The organism is Pseudomonas sp. I3-I5 (assembly GCF_022699445.1).
In the GTDB taxonomy this organism is placed as follows: domain Bacteria; phylum Pseudomonadota; class Gammaproteobacteria; order Pseudomonadales; family Pseudomonadaceae; genus Aquipseudomonas; species Aquipseudomonas fulva.
On sequence record NZ_CP093940.1, the window covers coordinates 4,111,158 to 4,132,686 of the forward strand.

Below are 21,529 nucleotides of genomic sequence, written 5' to 3' on the forward strand. Positions count from 1 at the left end.
CTGCCCCTGAAGGACTACCCCATGCCACTTCGAGCGCTTGCCGTGCTGTGCTGCGCCGCCCTGCTCACCGCCTGCGGCAGTGACCAGCCCAAGACCGAACAACCGCCTGCTCCGGCGCCCGCCAAAGTGTCCAAAAAGACCCAGCCGCTTGGCCCCTTGCCGGCCTATCAGCGTGAGCTGAGCGGCACGTTGCTGGGCATCCCCGCCGGCGCAGAGGTAGAACTTGCCCTGCTGGTGATCGATGACCGCGACAGGCCGCAACAGCTGCTGGCCAGTAGCACCTTGCCGGGTACCGGCCAGGCCCTGCCCTACCAGCTGCGTTTCAACCCCGAGGCATTTCCGGCCGGCGCCAGGGTAGAGCTGCGTGGACGAGCCAGCCGCTCAGGCCAGTTGATCATGCACTTGCCGCCGCTGCGCATCACCCAGGCACAGACCCAGGCCACCGGCCCGCTGCAGTTCGAAAAGGCACCGTAAGTGGCGCCAGTGGCGTTGCAACAGGCCTTGAGCGGCCTGATTGGCGAGGCACGGCTGGTGATCAGCGACCTGCCTGACTGTGCGTTGAAATTATGGCTGATCGATGATCAGAACATGGACCGCGCTTTTAGCAGCGAAGAAACCCGGCGCATTCTCGAAGATCCGCCGTACTGGAGCTTCTGCTGGGCCAGTGGCCTGGCCATGGCGCGCTACCTGGCCGAGCACCGGGAGTGGGTAGCCGGCAAGCGGGTGCTCGATTTTGGCGCCGGTTCCGGTATCGCCGGCATCGCCGCTGCCCGTGCAGGTGCGCTGGAGGTCGTGGCCTGCGACCTTGATCCGCTGGCCTTGGACGCCTGCCGTGCCAACGCCGCCTTGAACCAGGTGGAACTGGGCTACAGCAGCGACTTTTTTGCCGAGGATGACCGTTTCGACCTGATCCTGGTGGCCGATGTGCTCTACGACCGCGCCAACCTGCCGCTGCTCGATACCTTCCTCGACCGGGGCCGACAGGCACTGGTGGCCGACTCTCGCGTACGGGACTTCAGCCACCCGTTGTACCGACCACTTGGGGTGCTCGACGCCTTGACCCTGCCGGACTTGGCCGAGCCGCACGAATTCCGCCGGGTCAGCCTGTACCACGCCAGCCGCGAGCCTTTATAGTGGTGCCATTCACGGATTTGCGAGAGTCGCGATGACCCAGGACACCCCCTATATCTTCGATGCCACCGATGCCACCTTCCAGCAGCTGGTGATCGAGAATTCATTCCACAAGCCAGTGCTGGTCGATTTCTGGGCCGAATGGTGCGCGCCTTGCAAAGCGCTGATGCCGCTTCTGGCAAAAATTGCCGAGGAGTACCAGGGCGAACTGCTGCTGGCCAAGATCAACTGCGACGTCGAGCAACAGGTCGTGGCGCAATTCGGCATCCGCAGTCTGCCAACCGTGGTGCTGTTCAAGGATGGCCAGCCGGTCGACGGTTTTGCCGGTGCTCAGCCGGAATCGGCGATCCGCACCATGCTCGAGCCACATGTGCAACTGCCGGCGCCACCCACCGCCTCGCCGCTGGAACAGGCTCAGGCGCTGTTCGCCGAAAGCCGTTTTGGCGAAGCCGAAGCGGTGCTGCAGCAATTGCTTGCAGAAGACAATAGCAACGCCGAAGGCCTGATCCTGTACGCCCGCTGCCTGGCCGAGCGCGGTGAGCTGGGCGAGGCCCAGGTGGTGCTAGACGCGGTCAAGACCGAGGACCATAAGGCCGCCCTGGCCGGCGCCAAGGCGCAACTGACTTTCCTGCGCCAGGCCGCCAGCCTGCCGGAGGTTGCAGACCTGAAAAGCCGTCTGGCACAGAACCCACAAGATGACGAGGCCACGTACCAACTGTGCATCCAGCAGCTGGCACGCCAGCAGTACGAGCCCGCGCTTGAAAGCCTGCTCAAGTTGTTCCAGCGCAATCGCGGTTACGAAAATGGGCTACCGCACAAGGCATTGCTGCAGGTGTTCGAGTTGCTCGGCAGTGCCCATCCGCTGGTGGGTACGTATCGCCGTAAGCTGTTCGCTGCGATGTACTGACGCTTATCAGGCGTGAAGGGCACGAGTGAGGCACGCCGCCTTGCTCATGCCCTTGCTCAGGCTTCGCCGAGGGCTAAGAATGGCTGGAGGCTGATGAGGGCTACAGCTTGACGATGACTGCACAGCACCCGTTGCCTGGGCTGTTCATCCATGACCCGCGAGCCGGCCACAGGTACACCTGTCACGCCTTTGAAGGTCATCTACGCCTTTTCGTCGGTCTGCCATACATACATCGGCGTTTCGCCCTCACTGAACACCCGTACCTGCCCATGGTGCCGCAACCGCACCAGCAACCGCTTGGCTGCGCCAAAGTCCCCCGTGACGCCCTGCAGTTGCTCAAGCAGCTCTGGCCCCTCCATACGGCCAGCCGTGCGCAACAACTCGCAGGCTACCCGCCATGGCCCGTCATCCTTCGTCGCTGCGGGAGGCATCGCGGCAGCTGGCTGGGGTGTCGAAGCGGGGAGTTGTTCGGTTGGCCGCGCCAACTGCGCCCATTCCTGGGGATCAAGCTCAATGGTCAAGTCCACCGGCCACTCACCGATCGTTCCACGAATTCTCACTGTAGGTCCTCACTCAAGTCATTGTCGCCATGCTACCGCAACATGAAACCTGAGCCACGAGGCTGGCGGCCCGCCAAACAATCGTTATAACATAACCACTCCTATTGACCTGCTCCTGGAGTCATCCATGCGTCGTCTGCTGCTAGCCCTGCCCTTCGCCTGCTTGCCCCTGGCCATGATGGCCCATGCCCACGATGAACATGAGCATGATCACGGCCATGGCACGCTTGCCGCCCATGAGCATGGTGTGGCCAAGCTCAATGCCGTGCTCGACGGCAAAACCCTGGAGCTTGAGCTGGACAGCCCGGCGATGAACCTGGTCGGCTTCGAGCACATGGCCAGCAGCGATGCCGACAAGGCCAAGGTAGCCGCCGTGCGTCAGCAATTGGAACAGCCCCTGAAGTTGTTCGCCCTGACGGCGGCCGCTGGTTGCACGCCAGACCAGCAAGAACTGCAAAGCCCACTGTTCGGGGATGCGGCCAAGGCTGACGACGATGGCGACGAGCACGAGAAAGGCCACGTCCACAGCGACATCAACGCCCATTACCAATTCACCTGCGCAGCGCCTGAAAAGCTCACCCAGATCGACCTGTCGCCGCTGTTCAAGGCCTTCCCCGCCACGCAGAAAATCAATGTGCAATTGATCGGCCCGAACGGCCAGAAGGGAGTGGAAACCGCGCCAACCAAGGCCGTGGTCACACTCTGAATGAACCAGCCGCTGATCCACCTGCAAGGCGTGGAGTTCGCCTGGCCGGGGCAACCGCCGTTGCTGGATATCCCCGCCTTTGACCTGCAAGCCGGTGAAGCCGTGTTTCTCAAGGGCCCCAGCGGCAGTGGCAAGACCACCCTGCTGGGCTTGCTCGGCGGGGTCAACCGGCCAGCCCGTGGGCGAATCCAACTGCTTGGGCAGGACCTGGCCTTACTCGGCCAAGGTGCCCGTGACCGTTTCCGTGTGGACCACACCGGATACATCTTCCAGCAATTCAACCTGCTGCCGTTTCTCTCGGTACGGGAAAATGTCGAGCTGCCCTGTCGTTTCTCCCGCAGCCGCGCCCAGCGTGCCATCGAGCGCCACGGTAGCGTCGACCAGGCCGCCAGCGAATTGCTCGCCCATCTGGGCCTGGGCGATCGGCAGTTGCTGGCGCGGCGGGCCGACAGCCTGTCGATCGGCCAGCAGCAGCGCGTCGCCGCTGCCCGCGCTTTGATCGGCCAGCCCGAGCTGGTGATCGCCGATGAGCCCACATCAGCGCTGGATGCCGATACCCGCGAAGCGTTCATCGCCTTGCTGTTCAACGAATGCCGCGCGGCAGGCTCGAGCTTGCTGTTCGTCAGTCATGACCAAAGCCTGGCCCCGTTGTTCGACCGTCACCTGTCCCTGGCCGAGCTCAATCGCGCCGCCAAACCCCGGGAGGCATGATGTACCTGCTTCGTCTTGCCTTGGCCAGCCTGGCCAACCGCCGCTTCACCGCCTTTCTCACCGCGTTCGCCATCGCCTTGTCGGTGTGCCTGCTGCTGGCTGTCGAGCGGGTGCGCACCGAAGCCCGCGCCAGCTTTGCCAGCACCATCAGTGGTACTGACCTGATTGTCGGGGCGCGGTCAGGCTCGGTGAACCTGTTGCTGTACTCGGTGTTTCGCATCGGCAATGCCACCAACAACATCCGCTGGGACAGCTACCAGCACTACGCCCAGGACCCACGGGTGAAGTGGGCGATCCCCATCTCCTTGGGCGACTCGCACCGCGGCTACCGGGTGATGGGCACCACCGGCGCCTATTTCGACCACTATCAGTACGGGCGCAAGCAGCACCTGGCATTGCGCCAGGGCCGGGAATTTGCCGACGATCCTTTCGAGGTGGTACTGGGTGCAGAGGTTGCCGATGCCTTGCACTACAAGCTGGGCGACAAACTGGTGCTGGCCCATGGCGTGGCGGCGATCAGCCTGGTCAAGCACGACGACAAACCCTTTACCGTGGTCGGTGTACTCAAGCGCACCGGCACGCCGGTTGACCGCACCTTGCACATCAGCCTGGCCGGCATGGAGGCCATCCATATCGACTGGCACAACGGCGTGCCGGCCCGAGGTGCGGGACGCATCAGTGCAGAACAGGCGCGTGGCATGGACCTGCAACCCGCTGCGATCACGGCGTTCATGTTGGGTTTGAACAACAAGATCGCCACCTTCAGCCTGCAGCGCGAAATCAATGAGTACCGGAACGAGCCGCTGTTGGCGATTTTGCCAGGGGTGGCGTTGCAGGAGTTGTGGAGCCTGATGGGCACTGCCGAACAGGCCCTGTTCGTGGTGTCGCTGTTCGTCGTGCTCACTGGCCTGATTGGCATGCTCACGGCGATCCTCACCAGCCTGAACGAGCGCCGCCGGGAAATGGCGATCCTGCGCTCGGTCGGTGCACGGCCATGGCACATCGCCGGGCTGCTAGTGCTTGAGGCCCTGGCACTGGCAACTGCCGGGATCGTTGCCGGGCTTGGCCTGCTGTACGCCGGTATCGCCCTGGCCCAGGGTTACGTGCAGGCCAACTATGGCTTGTACCTGCCACTGGCCTGGCCCAGCACGCATGAATGGTCGTTGCTGGCTATCATCCTTGGCGCAGCGCTGTTGATGGGCAGCGTTCCGGCATGGCGAGCCTATCGACAGTCGTTGGCAGATGGCTTGTCGATCCACCTTTGAGAGCCTGTGATGATGCGATTTCTCACCGCCTGCTTCGTGGCTCGCGACGCGCTAGCAAGCGCATGGACTGGCCGTTTTGGCGCCGGCCTGTCAATCAGCAGCTCCGCCCGGCGCCTGCTTTGTTCGCTGCTCGTGATGCTCGCGGTGCCTGCGTGGGCATCGCAGCCCCGGGAGCTCGACTGGCCCGCCCTGATCCCAGAGGGCGCACCGGTCGTCGCACCGCAACTGGCACCCCTGCATGACATGTCGCAGCTCAGCGATGCGCTGTCTGCCGAGTCCGCCCCAGCCGCGCGCCAGCAGGCGCCCGGTGCACCGGTGGTGAACAGCCTCGATGGCCAGCAGATCAAGCTGCCGGGCTACATCGTGCCGCTGGAAGTCAATGAGCAAGGCCGCACCACCGAATTTCTGCTGGTGCCGTACTACGGCGCGTGCATCCATGTGCCCCCGCCCCCGTCGAACCAGATTGTGCACATCGTCAGTGAAATGGGCGTACGGGTAGAGGATCTGTACCAGCCCTACTGGATAGAGGGCACGATGCACGTCAAACCTTCGAGCAGCGAACTGGCTGAGGCGGGTTACCAGATGGAAGCCGAGAAGATCTACGCCTACGAACTCAGATGAGCCTTCCGAAGGCCGGTGCAGACGCTTCGTTGAGCTGGGTCAAACTTTCTGTTTAATCGCATCCGTACCATTGGACTACACGATTATCAACGTCCTTTGGGAGCTTCCATGAACAAGTCCTTGCTCGGTGCCTCACTCGTGGCCCTGGCACTCGCCGCCCCGGCTGCGCACGCGTATCAGCCCGGTGATTTCATCGTACGTGCAGGCGCCATCACCACTGCGCCCAACGAGAGCAGCAGCGACCTGAAGTTCGACGGCAACAAGGTGGCAGGCACCAAGGCGACCCTGGACAGCGATACCCAGCTGGGTCTGGCATTCGCCTACATGCTCACCGACCACGTTGGCCTGGAACTGCTGGCAGCCACGCCGTTCAAGCACACGGTAGGCGTGAAAGGGCTGGGCGGCGGGCTGGATGGCAAGCTGGCCGACATCAAGCAGCTGCCGCCGACCCTTTCGTTGCAGTACTACCCGATGGAGGCGTCGTCGAAGTTCCAACCTTATGCGGGCGTGGGCATCAACTACACCTTGTTCTTCGATGAAGACCTGAGCAGCAACCGCAAGCAGCAAGGGTTCAGCAACCTGAAACTGCAGGATTCGGTCGGGTTCGCCGGCCAGCTGGGCATGGATTACATGATCACCGACAACCTGCTGGTCAACGCCGCCGTCTGGTACGTGGACATCGACACCAAGGCCAGCGTGAACGGCCCGAGCGCCTTGGGTTATAGCAAGACCAAGGTCGACGTGGACGTGGACCCTTGGGTCTACATGGTCGGCCTGGGCTACAAGTTCTGATCGACCGCTGCAAAACGCACGGGGCGGCCAAGGCCGCCCCTTTTTCGTTACCGTCTTGCTGAACGCCCAATAGAGCGCCCCTCGATTGCTAACGGAGCTTGCCCAGCAACCGGGCCAGCCCCTCCACCATCGAGGTGGCCCGCTGGAAGTCGAAACGAGCCAGCAACCGCCTGTTGTCCGCACGCGAATGGCGGATGTCGCCCGACCGCGGCGTGGTGTAGCTGATTGCTGGCAAGCTGCCCACCACCTGCTGGAGCGCAGCGAGCATCTGGTTCAGCGACGTGGCCTGGTTGAGACCGATGTTCACGGCCCCCTCCTCGACCTGCGCTTGTTCGAGCGCCTGCACCATGACCTGCACCAGGTCACCTACATACAGGAAATCCCGCGTCTGCTCGCCGTCACCGAACACGGTGATTGGCTGGCCTTGCACTGCACGCTCGCTGAAGATGCTGATGACGCCCGAATAGGGCGAGGAAGGATCCTGCCGCGGCCCGAAGATATTGAAGAACCGGAAGATTACAGGCTCAAGGCCATGCTGGCGCCGATAGAACTCCAGGTACTGCTCGCTGGCCAGCTTGTCCACGGCATACGGTGTCAGCGGCGCCTTGGGTGTGTCTTCGGCGATGGACTGGCCTTCACCGTTATTGCCGTAGACCGCTGCACTGGACGCGAACAACACGCGGCGCACCCCGTGAACACGCATGGCTTCGCACACGTTGAGCGTGCCGATGAAATTGCTCTGGTGCGTGCGCACCGGGTCGTCGACCGAAGCCTGCACCGAGGCCACCGCAGCCAGGTGCACCACGGCCTGGCAGCCCGCCGCAGCGCGCTGGACCAGCTCGGCGTCGGCAACGTCCCCCTCGACAAGCTCAAGCAGGGGGTGGTCCAGTTGCAGGTTGTCGCGCTTGCCCGTGGAGAGGTCGTCGACGATGCGCACGGCGTAGCCACGCGCCAGCAAGGCGTCACTCAGGTGGGAGCCGATGAAGCCGGCACCGCCGGTGATCAGGATGGGGGCATCAGCCATGGCGATAGAACCGGTCCAGAAGAGGCGGCAAGCCTGCACGCCAGGCACGGGGCTTGATACCGAAGGTATGAAGGATTTTCTTGCAGGCCAGCACGGCGTTCTGCGGCTCTTCGCTGGCATCCGGGCGCGCGGCATGAGCCTGCGGCGTTGGCGTCTGTACAGCGAGCTGACGATGCTGGCCGGCCTCGGCGAGAATCGCCTGGCCTAGCGCCACGGGGGTGGTCGCTTCGTTCCCGGCGTAGTGGTAGGTCCCCCACAGCGGCGAATTGCAGTCCAGCTGCTTGAGCACCGAGAGAATGACCCTGGCCGCATCGTCGACGGGTGTCGGGTTGCCACGGCGATCATCGGCCAGCAGCAATTCCTGGGGGAGCTCGGCGCGCGTCAGGAAACGGCCAAGCAGGCCATCGATGCTTTCGTCCAGCACCCAACCGAAGCGCAACAGCACATGTTGCGGGCAGGCCGCACGCACGCTTTGTTCGATACGCCAGAGGGCCTGCCCACGCAGGCCAAGCGGCAATGGCTCGTCCTTCTCGCTGTAGGCGGTGGCACGCGAGCCATCGAACACACGGTAGCTCGAGGGCTGGACCAGTGTGATCTGGTGGTGCTGGCACAACTCTGCCAGCCGCTCCACCGCGCGCTCCTGAAGCGCCAGACGCTGCTCGCTGACCGACTCGGCCTGGAACCAGTCGAAGTAATACGCCAGGTTGACCACGGCGTCGGGGCGATGATCGTCGAGCAACTGGGTGAGGCTGGCAGGCGCCCAGCCCTCCTCTGGAGGGCGCGGCGCCATGAAAGCGATGTCCTCCTCGGCCCCAAGACGAATCAGCGCTTGCCCGAGGGCATTGCCACCACCCAACAGCATTAGGCGCATACGCATAGAGTCAGCAGATCCGGAGGTTGTAAGGGAAAGCGGCCATTTTGCGGTTTCCGGGCGGGGAAGTCCAACGTGGGGCCGTATGATCATTGCGGCGGAGGAGGTTGCGCCGTGGCCGACCTCATCCTCTACCACGCATGACGCGGCTCCCCCTACTCGACTTCAAACAACCCATTCCTGAGCGGGCCCACATCCAGCCGCTCGCGGATGTCTTCATCTATGCGTGGATCATCAGGCCGGTACAGTTTCACCTGGCGGTACGCGTTGATGCGATTGATCTCTTGCCCCAGGTACTCCCACACCACTCGGGTACAGGCAGGATTGCGCCGGTCCCCGCTGGACACGCCGGCCTTGAGGCCATTGAGGCGGGTGATACGGCTCTTGAAGCTTGGGATGAGAATGGTCTGGCTCATTTCGTTGAAGGTAAGCGATTCGTAGTCGATCAGGAACACCCGGTCCTGCAACTGGAAGGCAGCCCCCAGGTAACGACAGCGCACTTCGGCGTGCTGGTCTGTCGCGGTAGACCGCTCCTGACGCTCCTGGCGCTCGAACAGGAAGCGACCGCCCTCCTCCCACAGATGCACCAGCGACACCAGGACCGTACCCGGCACCGACATGCAGTTGGAGTACTCGAAGTAATACCCGCAGTAACGCGACAGGTTGCCCGCGTGATCATGCAGAGGCCGAAACAGCTCGCTGATCGGATCGCCGGTTTGCTCGACCGAAGACGGCACTCGCGCGCCGATCAAGCGTGAAAACTGATCGGCGGGCAGGTCGAGCTCGTATTCCTCCACCCCGAAGAAATCGCCAATGCGTTTGAGGTTGTAAGCCGTCGGACGGCTTTGGCCGCTCAGGTATTTGTTGAACTGGGCGCGATTGATCGACAGTTGGCGGCAAACTTCGGAGATAGAGCGGTAGTGGCTGCAAGCCAGCTTGAGATTGGTAGCGAAATGCTCGCTCATGACAAAGGCCTACGTGACGCGAATGACGCCAGTTTAGCATCAAGTCGCATCAATTAAGACCAAACCGCGAAATTGTAACGACTCTTGTCATGGCCAACCATGCGCCCCAACGAATAGCGGTACGCCTGCCGGCCGCTGGTCTTTCCACACGAAGAATAAGAATCGAGGTCATTTTCCAATGCTCGAAGTACTCAACGATTTCCTCTCAGGGAAACTGCTCATCGTGCTGATCGTGGGGCTGGGTAGCTACTTCACCCTCCGTTCCCGGTTCGTCCAGTTCCGCCACTTCGTACACATGTTTAGCGTATTCAAGGAATCGCTGCGTGGCCAGGCAGGCCAACTGAGTTCATTCCAGGCCCTGATGCTGAGCCTGGCCGGCCGCGTGGGCGCCGGTAACATTGCAGGTGTCGGCATCGCCGTGACGCTGGGCGGCCCAGGTGCCGTGTTCTGGATGTGGGTCACCGCGCTGGTGGGCATGTCGAGCAGCTTCTTCGAATGTACCCTGGCCCAGGTGTACAAGCGCGCCGACGGCGACGGCCTGTACCGTGGCGGCCCGGCCTACTACATTCAGCATGGCCTGAAGTACAAGGGCATGGCGATCGTCTTCTCGATTCTGCTGCTGGTCACCTATGGCTTCGCTTTCATCGGCCTGCAGTCGTACACCGTGACCCACTCGCTGCAAAACGCCTTCCACTTCGACCCGCGCCACACCGGCATCGTGCTGGCAGTGCTGTTGGCCATCACCTTCATTGGTGGCATCAAGCGCATCGCGGCGGTGTCCGACCTGCTCGTACCGATCAAGACCCTGGCCTACATCGGCGTGACCCTGTACGTGATCGGTACCCAGATCGAACACGTGCCGGCCATGCTCGAAACCATCTTCAAGAGCGCTTTCGGTCTTGACCCGGCGTTTGGCGGCCTGCTGGGCAGCGCCATCGTCATGGGCGTGAAGCGTGGCGTATTCGCCAACGAAGCCGGCCTTGGCAGCGCACCGAACGTGGCCGCCGTCGCAGCCGTGAAGCACCCAGGTGCCCAGGGTGTGGTACAGGCGTTCAGCGTGTTCCTGGATACGTTCGTGATCTGCACCTGCACCGCGCTGCTGATCCTGCTGTCGGGCTTCTACACCCCTGGCTTCGAGGGCGATGGCATTGTCCTGACCCAGAACTCGCTGGCTGCCGTGGTAGGCGACTGGGGCCGTATCTTCGTCAGCGTGGCCCTGTCGCTGTTCGTGTTCACCTGCATCCTCTACAACTACTACCTGGGTGAGAACAGCCTGCAGTTCCTCACCCGTAACCGGGCAGTATTGATGGGCTTCCGTGCCTTGGTGCTGGCGCTGGTCGTGTGGGGCTCCATGCAGGACCTGACCACCGTGTTCGCCTTCGCTGACATCACCATGACGTGCCTGGCCTTCGTCAACCTGATGGCCTTGGCCCTGCTGTTCAAGGTCGGCCTGCGTGTGATGCGCGACTACGATGACCAGCGCAAGGCTGGCATCAAGCAGCCTGTGTTCGATTCGGCCAAGTTCGCCGACCTGGACCTGGACCGCACTGCATGGCCTGCCAACCCGCAGGTGGAAACAGCCGCTGACAAAGCTGTCGGCCAGGCTCAGCCGCTGCGCTGATAGGCTGACATCGCCAGCCGCCCCAGCGAGGGTTGTGCCAGTCGGTTGAGTCACCAGGGGCCGCATTGCGGCCCCACTAGCCTTCCCTGCAAAGCGCGGCTCTTCTTTCCCGTTCATCGCTACGGACGCTTTCCATGCGCGCAGTAAAGAACCTCCTCGTGCTCTACACCGGTGGCACCATCGGCATGCTCGAAACGCCGGAAGGCCTGGCCCCATCCGGCGGCTTCGAGTCCCGCATGCGCGATCACTTCGCCATGATGGCAGACGCCCCCGAAGTCACCTGGACACTCCAGGAACTGGACCCACTGCTCGACAGTGCCAACATGCAGCAGCACAACTGGCTGGCGATGCGTGATGCGATCGTCGATGCCGTGCGTGTCCGTGGCCATGATGCGGTACTGGTGCTGCATGGCACCGACACCCTGGCCTACAGTGCAGCGGCACTGTCGTTCCTGTTGCTGGGGCTGCCGGTTCCCATCCTGCTGACCGGCTCGATGCTGCCGGCAGGGGCACCTGGCAGCGACGCCTGGGACAACCTGTGCGGCGCACTGCGCCAGTTCGATCATCCCCTCGAAGCGGGTGTGCAACTGTACTTCGCGGGCAAGCTGCTGCACGGTTGCCGCGCCTCGAAGCTGCGCAGCGAAGCGTTCGATGCCTTTGCGGCCTTGCCGCGCCATCGCCAGAGTGAGCACGTAGCCCCCTTGCCGGCGCACTTGGGTTACCAGCAGCCCCGTGAGCGCGTGAACCTTGCGGTAGTGCCGGTGTTCCCTGGCTTGCAGGCAGGTCATCTGGAGGCTTTGCTCGGCAGCGGCGTGCAGGGCTTGTTGCTGGAATGCTATGGCAGCGGCACTGGGCCGTCCGATGATCAGGCGCTGCTCGACACCTTGCGTGCAGCACGCCAGCGTGGCGTCATGTTGGTGGCCATTTCCCAGTGCCCGGAAGGCGATGTGGTCTTCGATACCTATGCTGCCGGTAGCCGCCTGCGGGCAGCAGGCCTGGTCAGCGGGGGCGGCATGACGCGGGAGGCGGCCCTTGGCAAGATGTTCGCGCTGCTGGGTGCCGGGCTGGACGTGAAAGAGGCCGAGCACTGGTTTGCCCTGGACTTGTGCGGCGAACGCTAGAAGTGGCGGAAGGCAGCGGGAGTCGAACCTGCCCGGGAACGGATGCCGTCCCCAACCGGGTTTGAAGCCCGGCCGCGCCACCGGGCGCGATTGCCTTCCTTGAAATCGGTGCCTGGCCTGCTAGCGGGCCAGGGCACTGTCACTGCGAATGTACCGCTGATCGCCGACCCTGCGGGTCAGACCGATGCGGTCGAAATATTCCAGAATCTGCACACTGCGCTTGCGACCGATGCCCAACATATCGCGAAATGCAGCAACCTGCACTACCGGCGTGTCACCTATGTGATGCTGTAGCAGCTCTGCCATGCGGCGTAGGGTCGACTCTGGGTAGAACAGGTCCCGCACCACCTGATGCACCAACCCCAGTCGCGCCAGCTTGCGCAGCAGCAGACGTACATCGGCCTCGGCGCATTTTTCCTCGCTCGCCAATGTCCTTACCCAAGGCGGATCGTAAGCGCCAGCCTGCAACCTTGGCTGCAGGCGCGCCCAGAGCGCCTCATCCGCGGCACTGAGCTGAACCTGATGATCAGGCAAATGCAGCCAGGGGCCGCTGCCGGCTACGGCGCCTTCGGCCAGCAACTGCTCGAGCAAACTGACGAACCCCGGCCTGTCCAGTGGCAACGCCGCGAAACGGCGCAGCCTGTCACGGTCCGGGCCCAATTGATCGGGCTCCTGCTCGTGAAAGGCCGCCAACTGGGCCAGCACACGTTGCTTGAGCGCCTGCCACTGGCTTGCAGCGAACAACAACTGGCCTTGGCGGGTGGCGATCACGAGTACGTCGTCGGGTAACTGCCAGCTGTCACGCAGGCGATTGAACTGCCGCTCCAGGCGCTGTGGATCTAGCCCACCCGGTGCGCTGGCCAGCAAACCCGGCAAGGCCTGCTCAAGACCTGTACAGTCGCGCAGCACCTGCAACTGTTGCAGCCTTTCGACGCTGCGGCGTTGACGACTGGGGGCGAACGGGTCCAGGACCGTGCCGCCGCCCAGCGTGTACTGAGCGCGCTGATCGCGCAGCACCAGACGGTCGCCATGCACCGCTTGCAACGGGGCGTTGAGCAGCAACTGTGCGAACATGCGCTGCCCCGCCGCCAAACTCTGCCCCTCGAGCAAAGCCACCCTGGCTGTCACGTCCTGGGTACCCAGGTGCACGTGCACTGCACTGAAATGCTCGAAGGCACGGGCTTGGCCGGGCAGCAGGCTCAAGGTGATATCGATGCGTGTGCTGGGCGCGTGCAACCACTGCGGCACCAGCCAATCGCCCCGGCGTATCTGGTCCACCGCCAGGCGCTCGGCGACGATGTTGAGCGCCACACGTTGCCCTGCCTCGGCCACCAGCGCGGGCTGATTCTGGGCATGCAACCCACGCACCCTCACCGGTTTGCCGGCCTTGCCAAGCAGCAACGTGTCGCCCGCAGTTACACGCCCCGCCAGCGCCGTGCCGGTCACCACTACCCCCGCGCCCGTAACGGCGAACGCCCGGTCCACGGCAAGACGAAAGCCTCCGGCCACACTGCGACGGCGGGCATGGGGCGCTGCCGCCAGCAGGGCCTGGCGCAAGGCGTCGATGCCGGTACCAACGGTACTGGATACGGGAAAGTGCAGCGCATCGGCATACGGGCCAGGCGCCAGCAGTTGGCTGACTTGCTGCTTCACCGCTTCCACGCGTGCGGGCTCGACCCGGTCGCACTTGCTGATGGCCACCAGCGCCTGGGGAATGCCCAACAGTTCGATGATCGCCAGGTGCTCGCGGGTCTGCGGCATGACGCCATCGTCTGCCGCCACCACCAGCAATACCAGGTCGATGCCGTGGGCACCGGCCAGCATGTTGTGGACAAACCGCTCGTGGCCCGGCACGTCGATGAAGCCAGTCAGTGGCGCCTCCTCGGCCAGCGACGCGTAGCGATAACCCAGGTCGATGGTCATGCCGCGGGCCTGTTCCTCCTGACGCTGGTCCCCGGCTTGGCCGGTGAGCGCCTGCAGCAGCGCCGTCTTGCCGTGATCGATGTGCCCGGCGGTACCGACGATCACTGCAAGGCCCCCAACTGCAGGCTTGGCAGCTGCGCCAGCCATTGGGGTTCATCGTCCAGCTGGCGCAAGTCCAGCCACAACGCATCGTCGTCGATGCGCCCAAGCACAGGCACCGGTAATTCACGCAGCGCTCGCTCCAAAGCATGCAAGCTGCGCCCGCGCAGCCGCTTGGACACCTGTGGACGCAGGCACAAGGCGGCGCTGGGCAAGCGGGCGACAGGCTGGCTGCCGCTGCCGATCATGCCCAGCGTCGGCTCTACGCTGACGCGCCACTGCTCGCCCAGGCAGGCTTGCATCGCGGGCGCCACGCGCAGGGCCTGGGTGTGAATCTCCGCCTGGGCACGCGTGAGCAGGCGCAGGCTGGGCAGGCGCTCGGCCAGGCGATCAGGGTTGCGGTACAGCGCCAACACGGCCTCCAGGGCGGCCAAGGTGATCTTGTCCACGCGCAGGGCGCGCTTGAGCGGGTTCTTCTTGATCCTGGCGATCAAGTCCTTACGCCCGACGATGATCCCTGCCTGCGGACCGCCCAGCAGTTTGTCACCACTGAAGGTGACAATGTCGGCGCCATCGCTCAGTGCCTGGCGCACCGTCGGTTCGGCGGGTAGCCCCCAGCGCGTGAGGTCCAGCAGGCTGCCACTGCCCAGGTCCTCGAGTAGCGGCAGGTTGTGCTGACGGGCAATGCGGGCCAGCTCCAGGGTGGGTACCTGGGTGGTAAAGCCCTGGATGCTGTAATTGCTGCAGTGCACGCGCATCAGCAACCCAGTGCGCGGGCTGATGGCCGCCTCGTAGTCGCGGGCGTGGGTGCGGTTGGTGGTGCCGATCTCGTGCAGCCTGACGCCGGCCCGGGCCATGATGTCGGGTATCCGGAAGGCGCCCCCGATCTCGATCAGCTCGCCACGGGAGATGATGCCTTCCTTGCGGGCGCCCAAGCTGTTGAGCGCCAGCAACACAGCGGCTGCATTGTTGTTCACCACGGTGACGGCCTCGGCGCCTGTCAGTTCGCGAATCAACCCTTCGATCAGGTCATCGCGATCACCGCGCTTGCCCGTGCTCAAGTCGAACTCGAGGTTCAGCGGGTAGCGCGCTGCGCACTCCATGGCCTCGATGGCTTCTTCGGGCAGCAAGGCGCGGCCCAGATTGGTGTGCAACACCGTGCCGGTGAGGTTGAACACGCGGCGAACCTGGCTGCGTTGCTGGACGTCGAGGCGCTCGCCGGCGCGGCCCAGCAGTACCTCCGGCGCCACCTCGGCAGCATTCAGCTGGCCATTGCGGACAAGGTCGCGCAGATCATTCAGCAAGTGGCGCAAGGTCGACAGAACAGCTTCACGGCCGTAACGCTCGATGAACGCAAGACAGGCGGTGTGGCGCAGGAGTGTATCGATGGAAGGCAGGCGAGGCGTGACGCTGGCTAAGCTGGAGGGCATGCGGTACTACCTTGGACGGGTCCATTGTCTGCTGGCCTTGTGGCAGGCAAGCGACGGTAACGCAGGCATCCGCAGGTCCGGGAACCTTCGAAACCCGTGTCAAGGACGCTTGCCTGGGCAAGGCAACTCGGTCTCACAGTGTAGACAATCAACCGCTAGCCGGGCGAGACCATCAGGTTGGGTGCCAGACGATGGTACCCCTCCTCGTCCAGGCGCATGTCCAGGGCCAGGCTGGCCAAGTCGTCGGCCAACGCTTCGGCTGCTGCGTCGTTTTCCAGGTAGTGCTGCTTGAGGTAGCTGTTGCACCCTGGGCAACACTCGGCACGCAGCGGTGCCTTGCCGGGTCCGTGACGGTCATCGTCGAGCGCGCTGTAGCGCAGGTCTTTGCTGGAGTCGCAGTACACGCACTTGACCCGCACCACGTGCCACTCACAGGCGCACAACGAACAGGCAAGGTAACGCAAGCCGTTGTGCTTGCCACGGTTGCGTACCACGCCCGCCATGGCCGGCGAGCCGCATGCCGGGCATTGGGCAAGGCTGGCAGCGGGCTTGAGTTCGGTGCTTGGCAGCGCCAGCAACCAGCTTGACCAGGCCGCCTGCAAGGCTGCGCCCACGAACGGCACCAGTGCAGGGGGCACGGCATCGTACTGGCCGCTGAGCAGGGCAATTGCCCAACCTTTGCGCTGGGTATCGTCACTGATGCGCAGCCTGTGCAGTGCATCTTGCAGGGGCCCTTGGCCCGACTCATCGAAATGATCGAGCAGCGCCTGCAACCACGCCAGCCATGCGCCTTCGCGCACAAGGCTGTCAGCAGCCAGGGGCGGCAGCCCGTGACTTATGCACAGACGCTGACGGTCCTCGGCAACAGGCAGCGCACTCGGCGGGTTATCCACAAGCTGCTGTTGGATGCGGCAAAGCCGCGCGATCAACAGCAGGTAGTCGCCCATGGCGTGGCCCTGGGCCAAGCGCTCCAGGCGAGCCGCTCGCACGTCGAAGAGGTTGCCTGGTGGCAGGTGCAGAAACGGCGGCATGACGGCCGACGCTTCGATCTGCCCAGGTTCAAGTACGGTACTCAAGCGTTCATCCTTCTTTTCGTCGGTGCTCGGTCGGCGTTTTGTCACCGGTCACGTCGCGATACCACAGTTCATGGTGCTTGCGCGCCCAGGCCCGGCTGACCCAGCCATGCAGCATGGCGCCTACCGACCCCTTGATCCAGATGCCGGCGTAGATGTGCACGATGATGCTGAGCACCAGCACGAACGCCGCGAAGGCGTGTAGCAAGGTGGCCAGGCGTATGGCGCCGATGTCGAAGTAGTGACTGAAGTAAGCACGCCAGATCACCACGCCACTGACCATCAGGATCAGCATGCACACTAGCAGCGTCCAGAACAGCAGTTTCTGGCCGGCATTGTACTTGCCGATGGCAGGCACACCGTCCTCCTGATTGCGCATGACCCGATCGATTCTGCGCAACCACAGGCGGTCGTTGGCTGTAATGAAGTTGGCACGCCAGAAACGCACCACCAGGCCCAGGAAGAAAACGAACATCGCCACACCTAGGAACGGGTGCAGGATGCGTGTCCATGGACCGCCGCCGAACAGATTGCTTAGCCAGAACAAGGCGGGATGAAACAGCGCCAGCCCCGACAGGCCCGCCAGAAAGAACAGGATCGCCACTATCCAGTGGTTGCTGCGCTCGTTGGCGTTGTAACGCAGGATAGGCTTGTTGTCGTTCATGGCCGCTGCTCCCCTTGCCCATCAGGCTTGTTCGGATCGAACACATGCACTGCCGGGTCGACTTGGTGCACGCTGGTGTCGGACGCTACAGGCTGCTCGTCCTCCTCGACACGTTGCGGCCCGACCCGTACGTAGTGGAAGAAGCCGGCCAGCACCGCCGCCCCCATGGCCAGCAAGGCCAGCGGCTTGGTGAAGCCCTTCCACAGCCCCACCAGCGGGCTGATCACCGGCTGGTCCGGGAGCCCGGCATACAGCTTAGGTGTGTCGGCATGGTGCAATACATACATCACATGGGTGCCCCCTACCCCGTCGGGGTCATACAGCCCAGCGTTCTCGTAGCCTCGGGACTTGAGGTCGACGATGCGTTCATCGGCATGCACCTTCATCTCGTCCTTGCTGCCGAAAACGATGGCGCCGGTCGGGCAGGTTTTAACGCAAGCTGGCTCCAGCCCTACGCTGACACGGTCGGAACACAGCGTGCACTTGTAGGCCTTGTGATCCTTCTGGGAAATGCGCGGGATATTGAACGGGCAGCCGGTGATGCAGTAGCCGCAGCCTATGCAATGGTCCTGGTTGAAGTCGACGATGCCGTTGGCGTGCTTGATGATCGCACCTGGGCTTGGGCACGCCTTCAGGCAACCGGGATCTGCGCAGTGCATGCAGCCATCCTTGCGGATGAGCCACTCCAGGTTGCCGTCGTCGCGCTCGTGCTCGGTGAAGCGCATCAATGTCCAGGTTTCGGCGCTCAGGTCCTGAGGGTTGTCGTAGGTCCCGTGGTTGTGCCCAACCTCGTCACGCAACTCGTTCCATTCCGAACACGCCACCTGGCAGGCCTTGCAGCCGATGCACTTGGTGGTGTCGATCAGCTTGGCCACCTGCTCCTGCTCGCGTACCGAAGGCGGCACTGTGGTGGTGGCCGACCGGGCGATGATGTCTTGGCTGGCCATCAGAGTTTCTCCACTTTGACGAGGAACGACTTGGACTCCGGTGTCTGGGTATTACCATCACCCAGGAACGGAACCAGGGTGTTGGTCAGGTACCCGTGCCGCGTGGACCCGGTAAAGCCCCAGTGCAGCGGGATGCCGATCTGATGCACCGTCTGGTTGTTGACCTGCAGCGGACGTATCCGCTTGGTCACTACCGCAACCGCATCGATATGCCCGCGCTTGCTCGATACACGCACCCTGTCGCCTGCCTTGATGCCTTTTTCATTGGCCAGGACTTCACCAATCTCGACGAACTGCTCAGGCTGGGCAATGGCGTTGAGCCGGCAATGCTTGCTCCAGAAGTGGAAATGCTCGGTCAGGCGATAGGTGGTGGCCGCGTAGGGGAATTCATCATGTGTGCCCAAGGTTTCCCACACCGAATCGAAGATGCGGCCTGCCGGGTTGCTGACGACCTTCTTGTTGTTCGGGTGCAGGGGGTTGATGCCAATCGGTGTTTCGAAAGGCTCGTAATGCTCGGGGAACGGCCCTTCGGCCATCTTGTCGATGGCGAAGAAACGCGCCACACCCTCGGGGTTCATGATGAATGGGTTCATGCCCGCTTCCGGCGGCGAATCGACCTTGAAATCAGGCACGTCGGTCCCGCCCCACGCCTTGCCGTTCCACCAGACCAGACGCTTCTTCTCCGGATCCCAAGGCTTGCCCTGCGGGTCGCTGGAAGCACGGTTATAGAGAATGCGTCGGTTGGCCGGCCACGCCCACGCCCAGTTCTGGACCTGGTGCATGCCGTAGGGGTCGCTGTTGTCGCGGCGCGCCATCTGGTTGCCCTGCTCGGTCCAGCAACCGGCGAAGATCCAGCAGCCCGAAGCCGTGCTGCCGTCATCCTTGAGCTGGCCGAAGCCCGACAGTTGCTGACCGGACTTGACGGTCGCACCGGTCGGGTCGGTGAAGTCCGTCACGGCCCAGCCGTTCATCTCCTTCGCCAGCTCCTCAGGTGACGGCTCTTCGGCGATCTTGTAGGGCCAGTGGATGTTCAGCAGAGGATCGGGGTAGGTTCCCCCTTCCTTCTGGTAACGCTGACGCAAGCGCAGGAACAGCTCGCTCATGATCTGCACGTCAGTGCGGGTTTCACCCGGGCCGTCGGCGCCCTTCCAGTGCCATTGCAGCCAGCGGCTGCTGTTGACCAGCGAGCCGTCCTCTTCAGCGAAGCAGGTGGTGGGCAGGCGGATCACCTCGGTCTGGATACCGGCCGTGTCCACATCGTTGAACGGCCCCACGTTGCGCCAGAACTCGGACGTCTCAGTGGCCAGCGGGTCCATGACTACCAACCACTTGAGCTTGGCCAGTGCCGCGGTCACGCGGTTCTTATCAGGGAGGGCGGCAATCGGGTTGAAACCTTGGCACATGTAGCCGTTGACCTTGCCTTGGCTCATCATCTCGAACATGCGCAGCACGTCGTAGGCAGGCACGTCGAGCTTGGGCAGCCAATCGTAGCCCCAGTTGTTGTCGGCAGTGGCGTTGGGGCCGTACCAGGCTTTCATGAGGCTGACGTGGAACTTGCCGTAGTTCTGCCAGTAGGACAGCTGCCCCGGGCGCAGCGGCTTGGACGCACGCTTGTCGATGAACGCGGCGTAGTCCTGCTCGGCGTCGCCGGCAAGTGTCAGGTAACCCGGCAGCGAGTTGGACAGCAACCCCAGGTCGGTCAGGCCCTGAATGTTGGAGTGACCCCGCAAGGCATTCACGCCCCCACCTGGCATGCCCACGTTGCCCAACAACAGCTGCACCATCGCCGCGCTGCGGATGATCTGCGCGCCGATCGAATGTTGCGTCCACCCCAGCGCATACAGGATCGTCATGGTCTTGCCCGGCGCCGAGCAGGTGGCGATCTCTTCCCAAACCTTCATCATGGCGTCCTGCGGCATGCCACAGGTCATGCTCGCCAATTCTGGGGTGTAGCGGCTGTAGTGCTGCTTCATCAGCTGGAACACACAGCGTGGGTGCTGAAGTGTCGGGTCTACCTTGGCAAAACCGTCCTCGCCCAGCTCGTAACCCCAGCCCGACTTGTCGGCATAAATGCGCTTGCTCTCGTCATAGCCGCTGAACAGGCCATCCTCGAAGCCATAGGTGTCCTTGACGATGAAGGATACGTCGGTGTAATTGCGCACATATTCGTGCTGGATCTTGTCATTGCTCAGCAGGTAATTGATCAACCCGCCCATGAACGCGATGTCGGTACCGGTGCGGATGGGCGCGTAGTAATCGGCCACCGAAGCGGTACGGGTAAACCTTGGGTCGACCACGATCAGCCGCGCCTTGTTGTGCGCCTTGGCCTCGGTCACCCATTTGAAGCCGCACGGATGCGCTTCTGCTGCGTTGCCACCCATCACAAGGACCAGATTCGCGTTGGCGATATCGGACCAGTGGTTGGTCATGGCGCCACGGCCGTACGTCGGGGCAAGACTTGCCACCGTCGGGCCATGTCAGACACGTGCTTGGTTATCGAACCCCAGCATGCCTGTTGCGCGAACAACCTTGTGAGTCAGGTAGCCGGCCTCGCTGGAGGCGGCGGAAGCGGCAAGAAAACCGGTGGTGAGCCAGCGGTTGACCGTCTGCCCCTGGGCATTTTTCTCGATGAAGTTCGCGTCGCGATCTTCCTTCATCAAGGCGGCCACGCGATCGAGCGCTTCGTCCCAGCTGACGCGTACCCACTCGTTGCTACCCGGCTTGCGCACCTCGGGGTACTTGAGACGGCTTGGACTGTGGATGAAGTCGAGCAAACCTGCGCCTTTGGGGCAAAGGGTGCCGCGGTTCACCGGATGGTCGGCGTCACCTTCGATGTGGATGATGTTCTGCTTGACGTTCTTGCCTGCATCACCCTGGCTGTACAGGATCAAGCCGCAGCCGACCGAGCAGTAGGGGCAGGTGTTACGGGTTTCTTTGGTATGCGCCAGCTTGAAGTGGCGCACTTGCTCGGCGAACGCAGGCGTTGGGGCCATGCCCAGCGCCGCAAGGCTCGAGCCTCCAAGGCCGACGGCGGCGACCTTGAAGAATTGCCGACGGTTGAGATCCATCGTGCACTCCTGATCAGATTTGGACGCACG

At 63.2% G+C, this 21,529-nt stretch carries 20 protein-coding genes and 1 tRNA gene; 10 read left to right on the forward strand and 11 right to left on the reverse strand.

Going from position 1 to position 21,529, the window contains the following annotated elements; translation table 11 throughout:
• The first annotated feature begins 21 nt into the window (after positions 1-21).
• From MOP87_RS18355 to trxA, 3 genes are read left to right on the forward strand one after another with little or no spacing between them, the layout of a single operon-like run.
• Positions 22-474: a YbaY family lipoprotein gene (locus MOP87_RS18355; RefSeq protein WP_242809887.1), complete on the forward strand. Its 453-nt coding sequence runs from the start codon at positions 22-24 to the stop codon at positions 472-474.
• A complete protein-coding gene (locus MOP87_RS18360; protein WP_027915125.1) occupies positions 475-1,134 on the forward strand; it encodes a 50S ribosomal protein L11 methyltransferase in 660 nt (219 codons plus the stop codon).
• A 31-nt stretch (positions 1,135-1,165) separates the two neighbouring features.
• Complete coding sequence (trxA, locus tag MOP87_RS18365) at positions 1,166-2,038, forward strand: thioredoxin (RefSeq protein WP_027915124.1); 873 nt, start codon at positions 1,166-1,168, stop codon at positions 2,036-2,038.
• Positions 2,039-2,238: 200 nt separating this feature from the next.
• Here the strand turns inward: trxA and MOP87_RS18370 are convergent, their stop codons facing one another.
• The gene (locus MOP87_RS18370; protein ID WP_128610097.1) at positions 2,239-2,598 is read right to left on the reverse strand and encodes a hypothetical protein; all 360 of its coding nucleotides are present in this window, start codon (positions 2,596-2,598) and stop codon (positions 2,239-2,241) included.
• 127 nt (positions 2,599-2,725) lie between these two features.
• On the opposite strand from MOP87_RS18370, the gene MOP87_RS18375 reads away from it, so the two are divergent.
• The 5 genes from MOP87_RS18375 to MOP87_RS18395 all read left to right on the forward strand — a co-directional run bounded on the left by MOP87_RS18375 (position 2,726) and on the right by MOP87_RS18395 (position 6,693).
• Positions 2,726-3,304, forward strand: a complete 579-nt coding sequence (locus tag MOP87_RS18375) for a DUF2796 domain-containing protein (RefSeq protein ID WP_027915122.1) — start codon at positions 2,726-2,728, stop codon at positions 3,302-3,304.
• Complete coding sequence (locus MOP87_RS18380; RefSeq protein ID WP_028687669.1) at positions 3,305-4,015, forward strand: ABC transporter ATP-binding protein; 711 nt, start codon at positions 3,305-3,307, stop codon at positions 4,013-4,015.
• Complete coding sequence (locus MOP87_RS18385; RefSeq protein ID WP_145280805.1) at positions 4,015-5,280, forward strand: ABC transporter permease; 1,266 nt, start codon at positions 4,015-4,017, stop codon at positions 5,278-5,280. Before MOP87_RS18380 ends, MOP87_RS18385 begins: the two co-directional genes overlap by 1 nt.
• 135 nt (positions 5,281-5,415) lie before the next feature.
• Positions 5,416-5,901: a DUF3299 domain-containing protein gene (locus MOP87_RS18390; RefSeq protein WP_033695077.1), complete on the forward strand. Its 486-nt coding sequence runs from the start codon at positions 5,416-5,418 to the stop codon at positions 5,899-5,901.
• Between the two features lie 108 nt (positions 5,902-6,009).
• A complete protein-coding gene (locus MOP87_RS18395; protein WP_023534960.1) occupies positions 6,010-6,693 on the forward strand; it encodes an OmpW family outer membrane protein in 684 nt (227 codons plus the stop codon).
• An 88-nt stretch (positions 6,694-6,781) separates the two neighbouring features.
• Here MOP87_RS18395 and MOP87_RS18400 read toward each other — a convergent pair whose 3' ends face one another.
• The 3 genes from MOP87_RS18400 to MOP87_RS18410 form a co-directional block, all read right to left on the reverse strand.
• Positions 6,782-7,717: an NAD-dependent epimerase/dehydratase family protein gene (locus MOP87_RS18400; RefSeq protein WP_242809888.1), complete on the reverse strand. Its 936-nt coding sequence runs from the start codon at positions 7,715-7,717 to the stop codon at positions 6,782-6,784.
• A complete protein-coding gene (locus MOP87_RS18405; RefSeq protein ID WP_033695074.1) occupies positions 7,710-8,594 on the reverse strand; it encodes a sugar nucleotide-binding protein in 885 nt (294 codons plus the stop codon). The genes MOP87_RS18400 and MOP87_RS18405 overlap by 8 nt, the downstream gene beginning before the upstream one ends.
• A 149-nt stretch (positions 8,595-8,743) precedes the next feature.
• Positions 8,744-9,553 carry a helix-turn-helix transcriptional regulator gene (locus MOP87_RS18410; protein WP_028687672.1) on the reverse strand — a complete coding sequence of 270 codons (810 nt, stop codon included), beginning with the start codon at positions 9,551-9,553 and terminating at the stop codon, positions 8,744-8,746.
• Positions 9,554-9,731: 178 nt separating this feature from the next.
• Here MOP87_RS18410 and MOP87_RS18415 point away from each other — a divergent pair, with 178 nt between their 5' ends.
• Both MOP87_RS18415 and MOP87_RS18420 read left to right on the forward strand, forming a co-directional pair.
• Positions 9,732-11,174 carry an alanine/glycine:cation symporter family protein gene (locus MOP87_RS18415; protein ID WP_059183593.1) on the forward strand — a complete coding sequence of 481 codons (1,443 nt, stop codon included), beginning with the start codon at positions 9,732-9,734 and terminating at the stop codon, positions 11,172-11,174.
• A 134-nt stretch (positions 11,175-11,308) separates the two neighbouring features.
• Complete coding sequence (locus MOP87_RS18420; protein ID WP_145280807.1) at positions 11,309-12,295, forward strand: asparaginase; 987 nt, start codon at positions 11,309-11,311, stop codon at positions 12,293-12,295.
• Positions 12,296-12,298: 3 nt separating this feature from the next.
• Here the strand turns inward: MOP87_RS18420 and MOP87_RS18425 are convergent.
• The 7 genes from MOP87_RS18425 to fdnG form a co-directional block, all read right to left on the reverse strand.
• Positions 12,299-12,394: transfer RNA gene (locus tag MOP87_RS18425), tRNA-Sec, on the reverse strand.
• Between the two features lie 21 nt (positions 12,395-12,415).
• Positions 12,416-14,323: a selenocysteine-specific translation elongation factor gene (gene selB / locus MOP87_RS18430; protein ID WP_242810558.1), complete on the reverse strand. Its 1,908-nt coding sequence runs from the start codon at positions 14,321-14,323 to the stop codon at positions 12,416-12,418.
• Positions 14,320-15,747, reverse strand: coding sequence for an L-seryl-tRNA(Sec) selenium transferase (selA, locus tag MOP87_RS18435; protein WP_242809889.1), 1,428 nt, complete (start codon positions 15,745-15,747; stop codon positions 14,320-14,322). Before selA ends, selB begins: the two co-directional genes overlap by 4 nt.
• Before the next feature lie 155 nt (positions 15,748-15,902).
• The gene (gene fdhE / locus MOP87_RS18440; RefSeq protein WP_027915111.1) at positions 15,903-16,823 is read right to left on the reverse strand and encodes a formate dehydrogenase accessory protein FdhE; all 921 of its coding nucleotides are present in this window, start codon (positions 16,821-16,823) and stop codon (positions 15,903-15,905) included.
• A gap of 4 nt (positions 16,824-16,827) precedes the next feature.
• Positions 16,828-17,484: a formate dehydrogenase subunit gamma gene (locus MOP87_RS18445; protein WP_023534961.1), complete on the reverse strand. Its 657-nt coding sequence runs from the start codon at positions 17,482-17,484 to the stop codon at positions 16,828-16,830.
• Complete coding sequence (gene fdxH, locus MOP87_RS18450) at positions 17,481-18,431, reverse strand: formate dehydrogenase subunit beta (RefSeq protein ID WP_028687677.1); 951 nt, start codon at positions 18,429-18,431, stop codon at positions 17,481-17,483. Before fdxH ends, MOP87_RS18445 begins: the two co-directional genes overlap by 4 nt.
• Positions 18,431-21,499 carry a formate dehydrogenase-N subunit alpha gene (gene fdnG / locus MOP87_RS18455; RefSeq protein ID WP_140174981.1) on the reverse strand — a complete coding sequence of 1,023 codons (3,069 nt, stop codon included), beginning with the start codon at positions 21,497-21,499 and terminating at the stop codon, positions 18,431-18,433. Before fdnG ends, fdxH begins: the two co-directional genes overlap by 1 nt.
• Between the last annotated feature and the right edge of the window lie 30 nt (positions 21,500-21,529).

Coding starts and splice junctions, on each gene's coding strand:
- MOP87_RS18355 (WP_242809887.1), top strand. CDS start 22: ATGCCACTTCGAGCGCTTGCCGTGCTGTGCTGCGCCGCCCTGCTCACC.
- trxA (WP_027915124.1), top strand. CDS start 1,166: ATGACCCAGGACACCCCCTATATCTTCGATGCCACCGATGCCACCTTC.
- MOP87_RS18375 (WP_027915122.1), top strand. CDS start 2,726: ATGCGTCGTCTGCTGCTAGCCCTGCCCTTCGCCTGCTTGCCCCTGGCC.
- MOP87_RS18380 (WP_028687669.1), top strand. CDS start 3,305: ATGAACCAGCCGCTGATCCACCTGCAAGGCGTGGAGTTCGCCTGGCCG.
- MOP87_RS18385 (WP_145280805.1), top strand. CDS start 4,015: ATGTACCTGCTTCGTCTTGCCTTGGCCAGCCTGGCCAACCGCCGCTTC.
- MOP87_RS18390 (WP_033695077.1), top strand. CDS start 5,416: ATGCTCGCGGTGCCTGCGTGGGCATCGCAGCCCCGGGAGCTCGACTGG.
- MOP87_RS18395 (WP_023534960.1), top strand. CDS start 6,010: ATGAACAAGTCCTTGCTCGGTGCCTCACTCGTGGCCCTGGCACTCGCC.
- MOP87_RS18400 (WP_242809888.1), bottom strand. CDS start 7,717: ATGGCTGATGCCCCCATCCTGATCACCGGCGGTGCCGGCTTCATCGGC.
- MOP87_RS18405 (WP_033695074.1), bottom strand. CDS start 8,594: ATGCGTATGCGCCTAATGCTGTTGGGTGGTGGCAATGCCCTCGGGCAA.
- MOP87_RS18410 (WP_028687672.1), bottom strand. CDS start 9,553: ATGAGCGAGCATTTCGCTACCAATCTCAAGCTGGCTTGCAGCCACTAC.
- MOP87_RS18415 (WP_059183593.1), top strand. CDS start 9,732: ATGCTCGAAGTACTCAACGATTTCCTCTCAGGGAAACTGCTCATCGTG.
- MOP87_RS18420 (WP_145280807.1), top strand. CDS start 11,309: ATGCGCGCAGTAAAGAACCTCCTCGTGCTCTACACCGGTGGCACCATC.
- selA (WP_242809889.1), bottom strand. CDS start 15,747: ATGCCCTCCAGCTTAGCCAGCGTCACGCCTCGCCTGCCTTCCATCGAT.
- MOP87_RS18445 (WP_023534961.1), bottom strand. CDS start 17,484: ATGAACGACAACAAGCCTATCCTGCGTTACAACGCCAACGAGCGCAGC.
- fdxH (WP_028687677.1), bottom strand. CDS start 18,431: ATGGCCAGCCAAGACATCATCGCCCGGTCGGCCACCACCACAGTGCCG.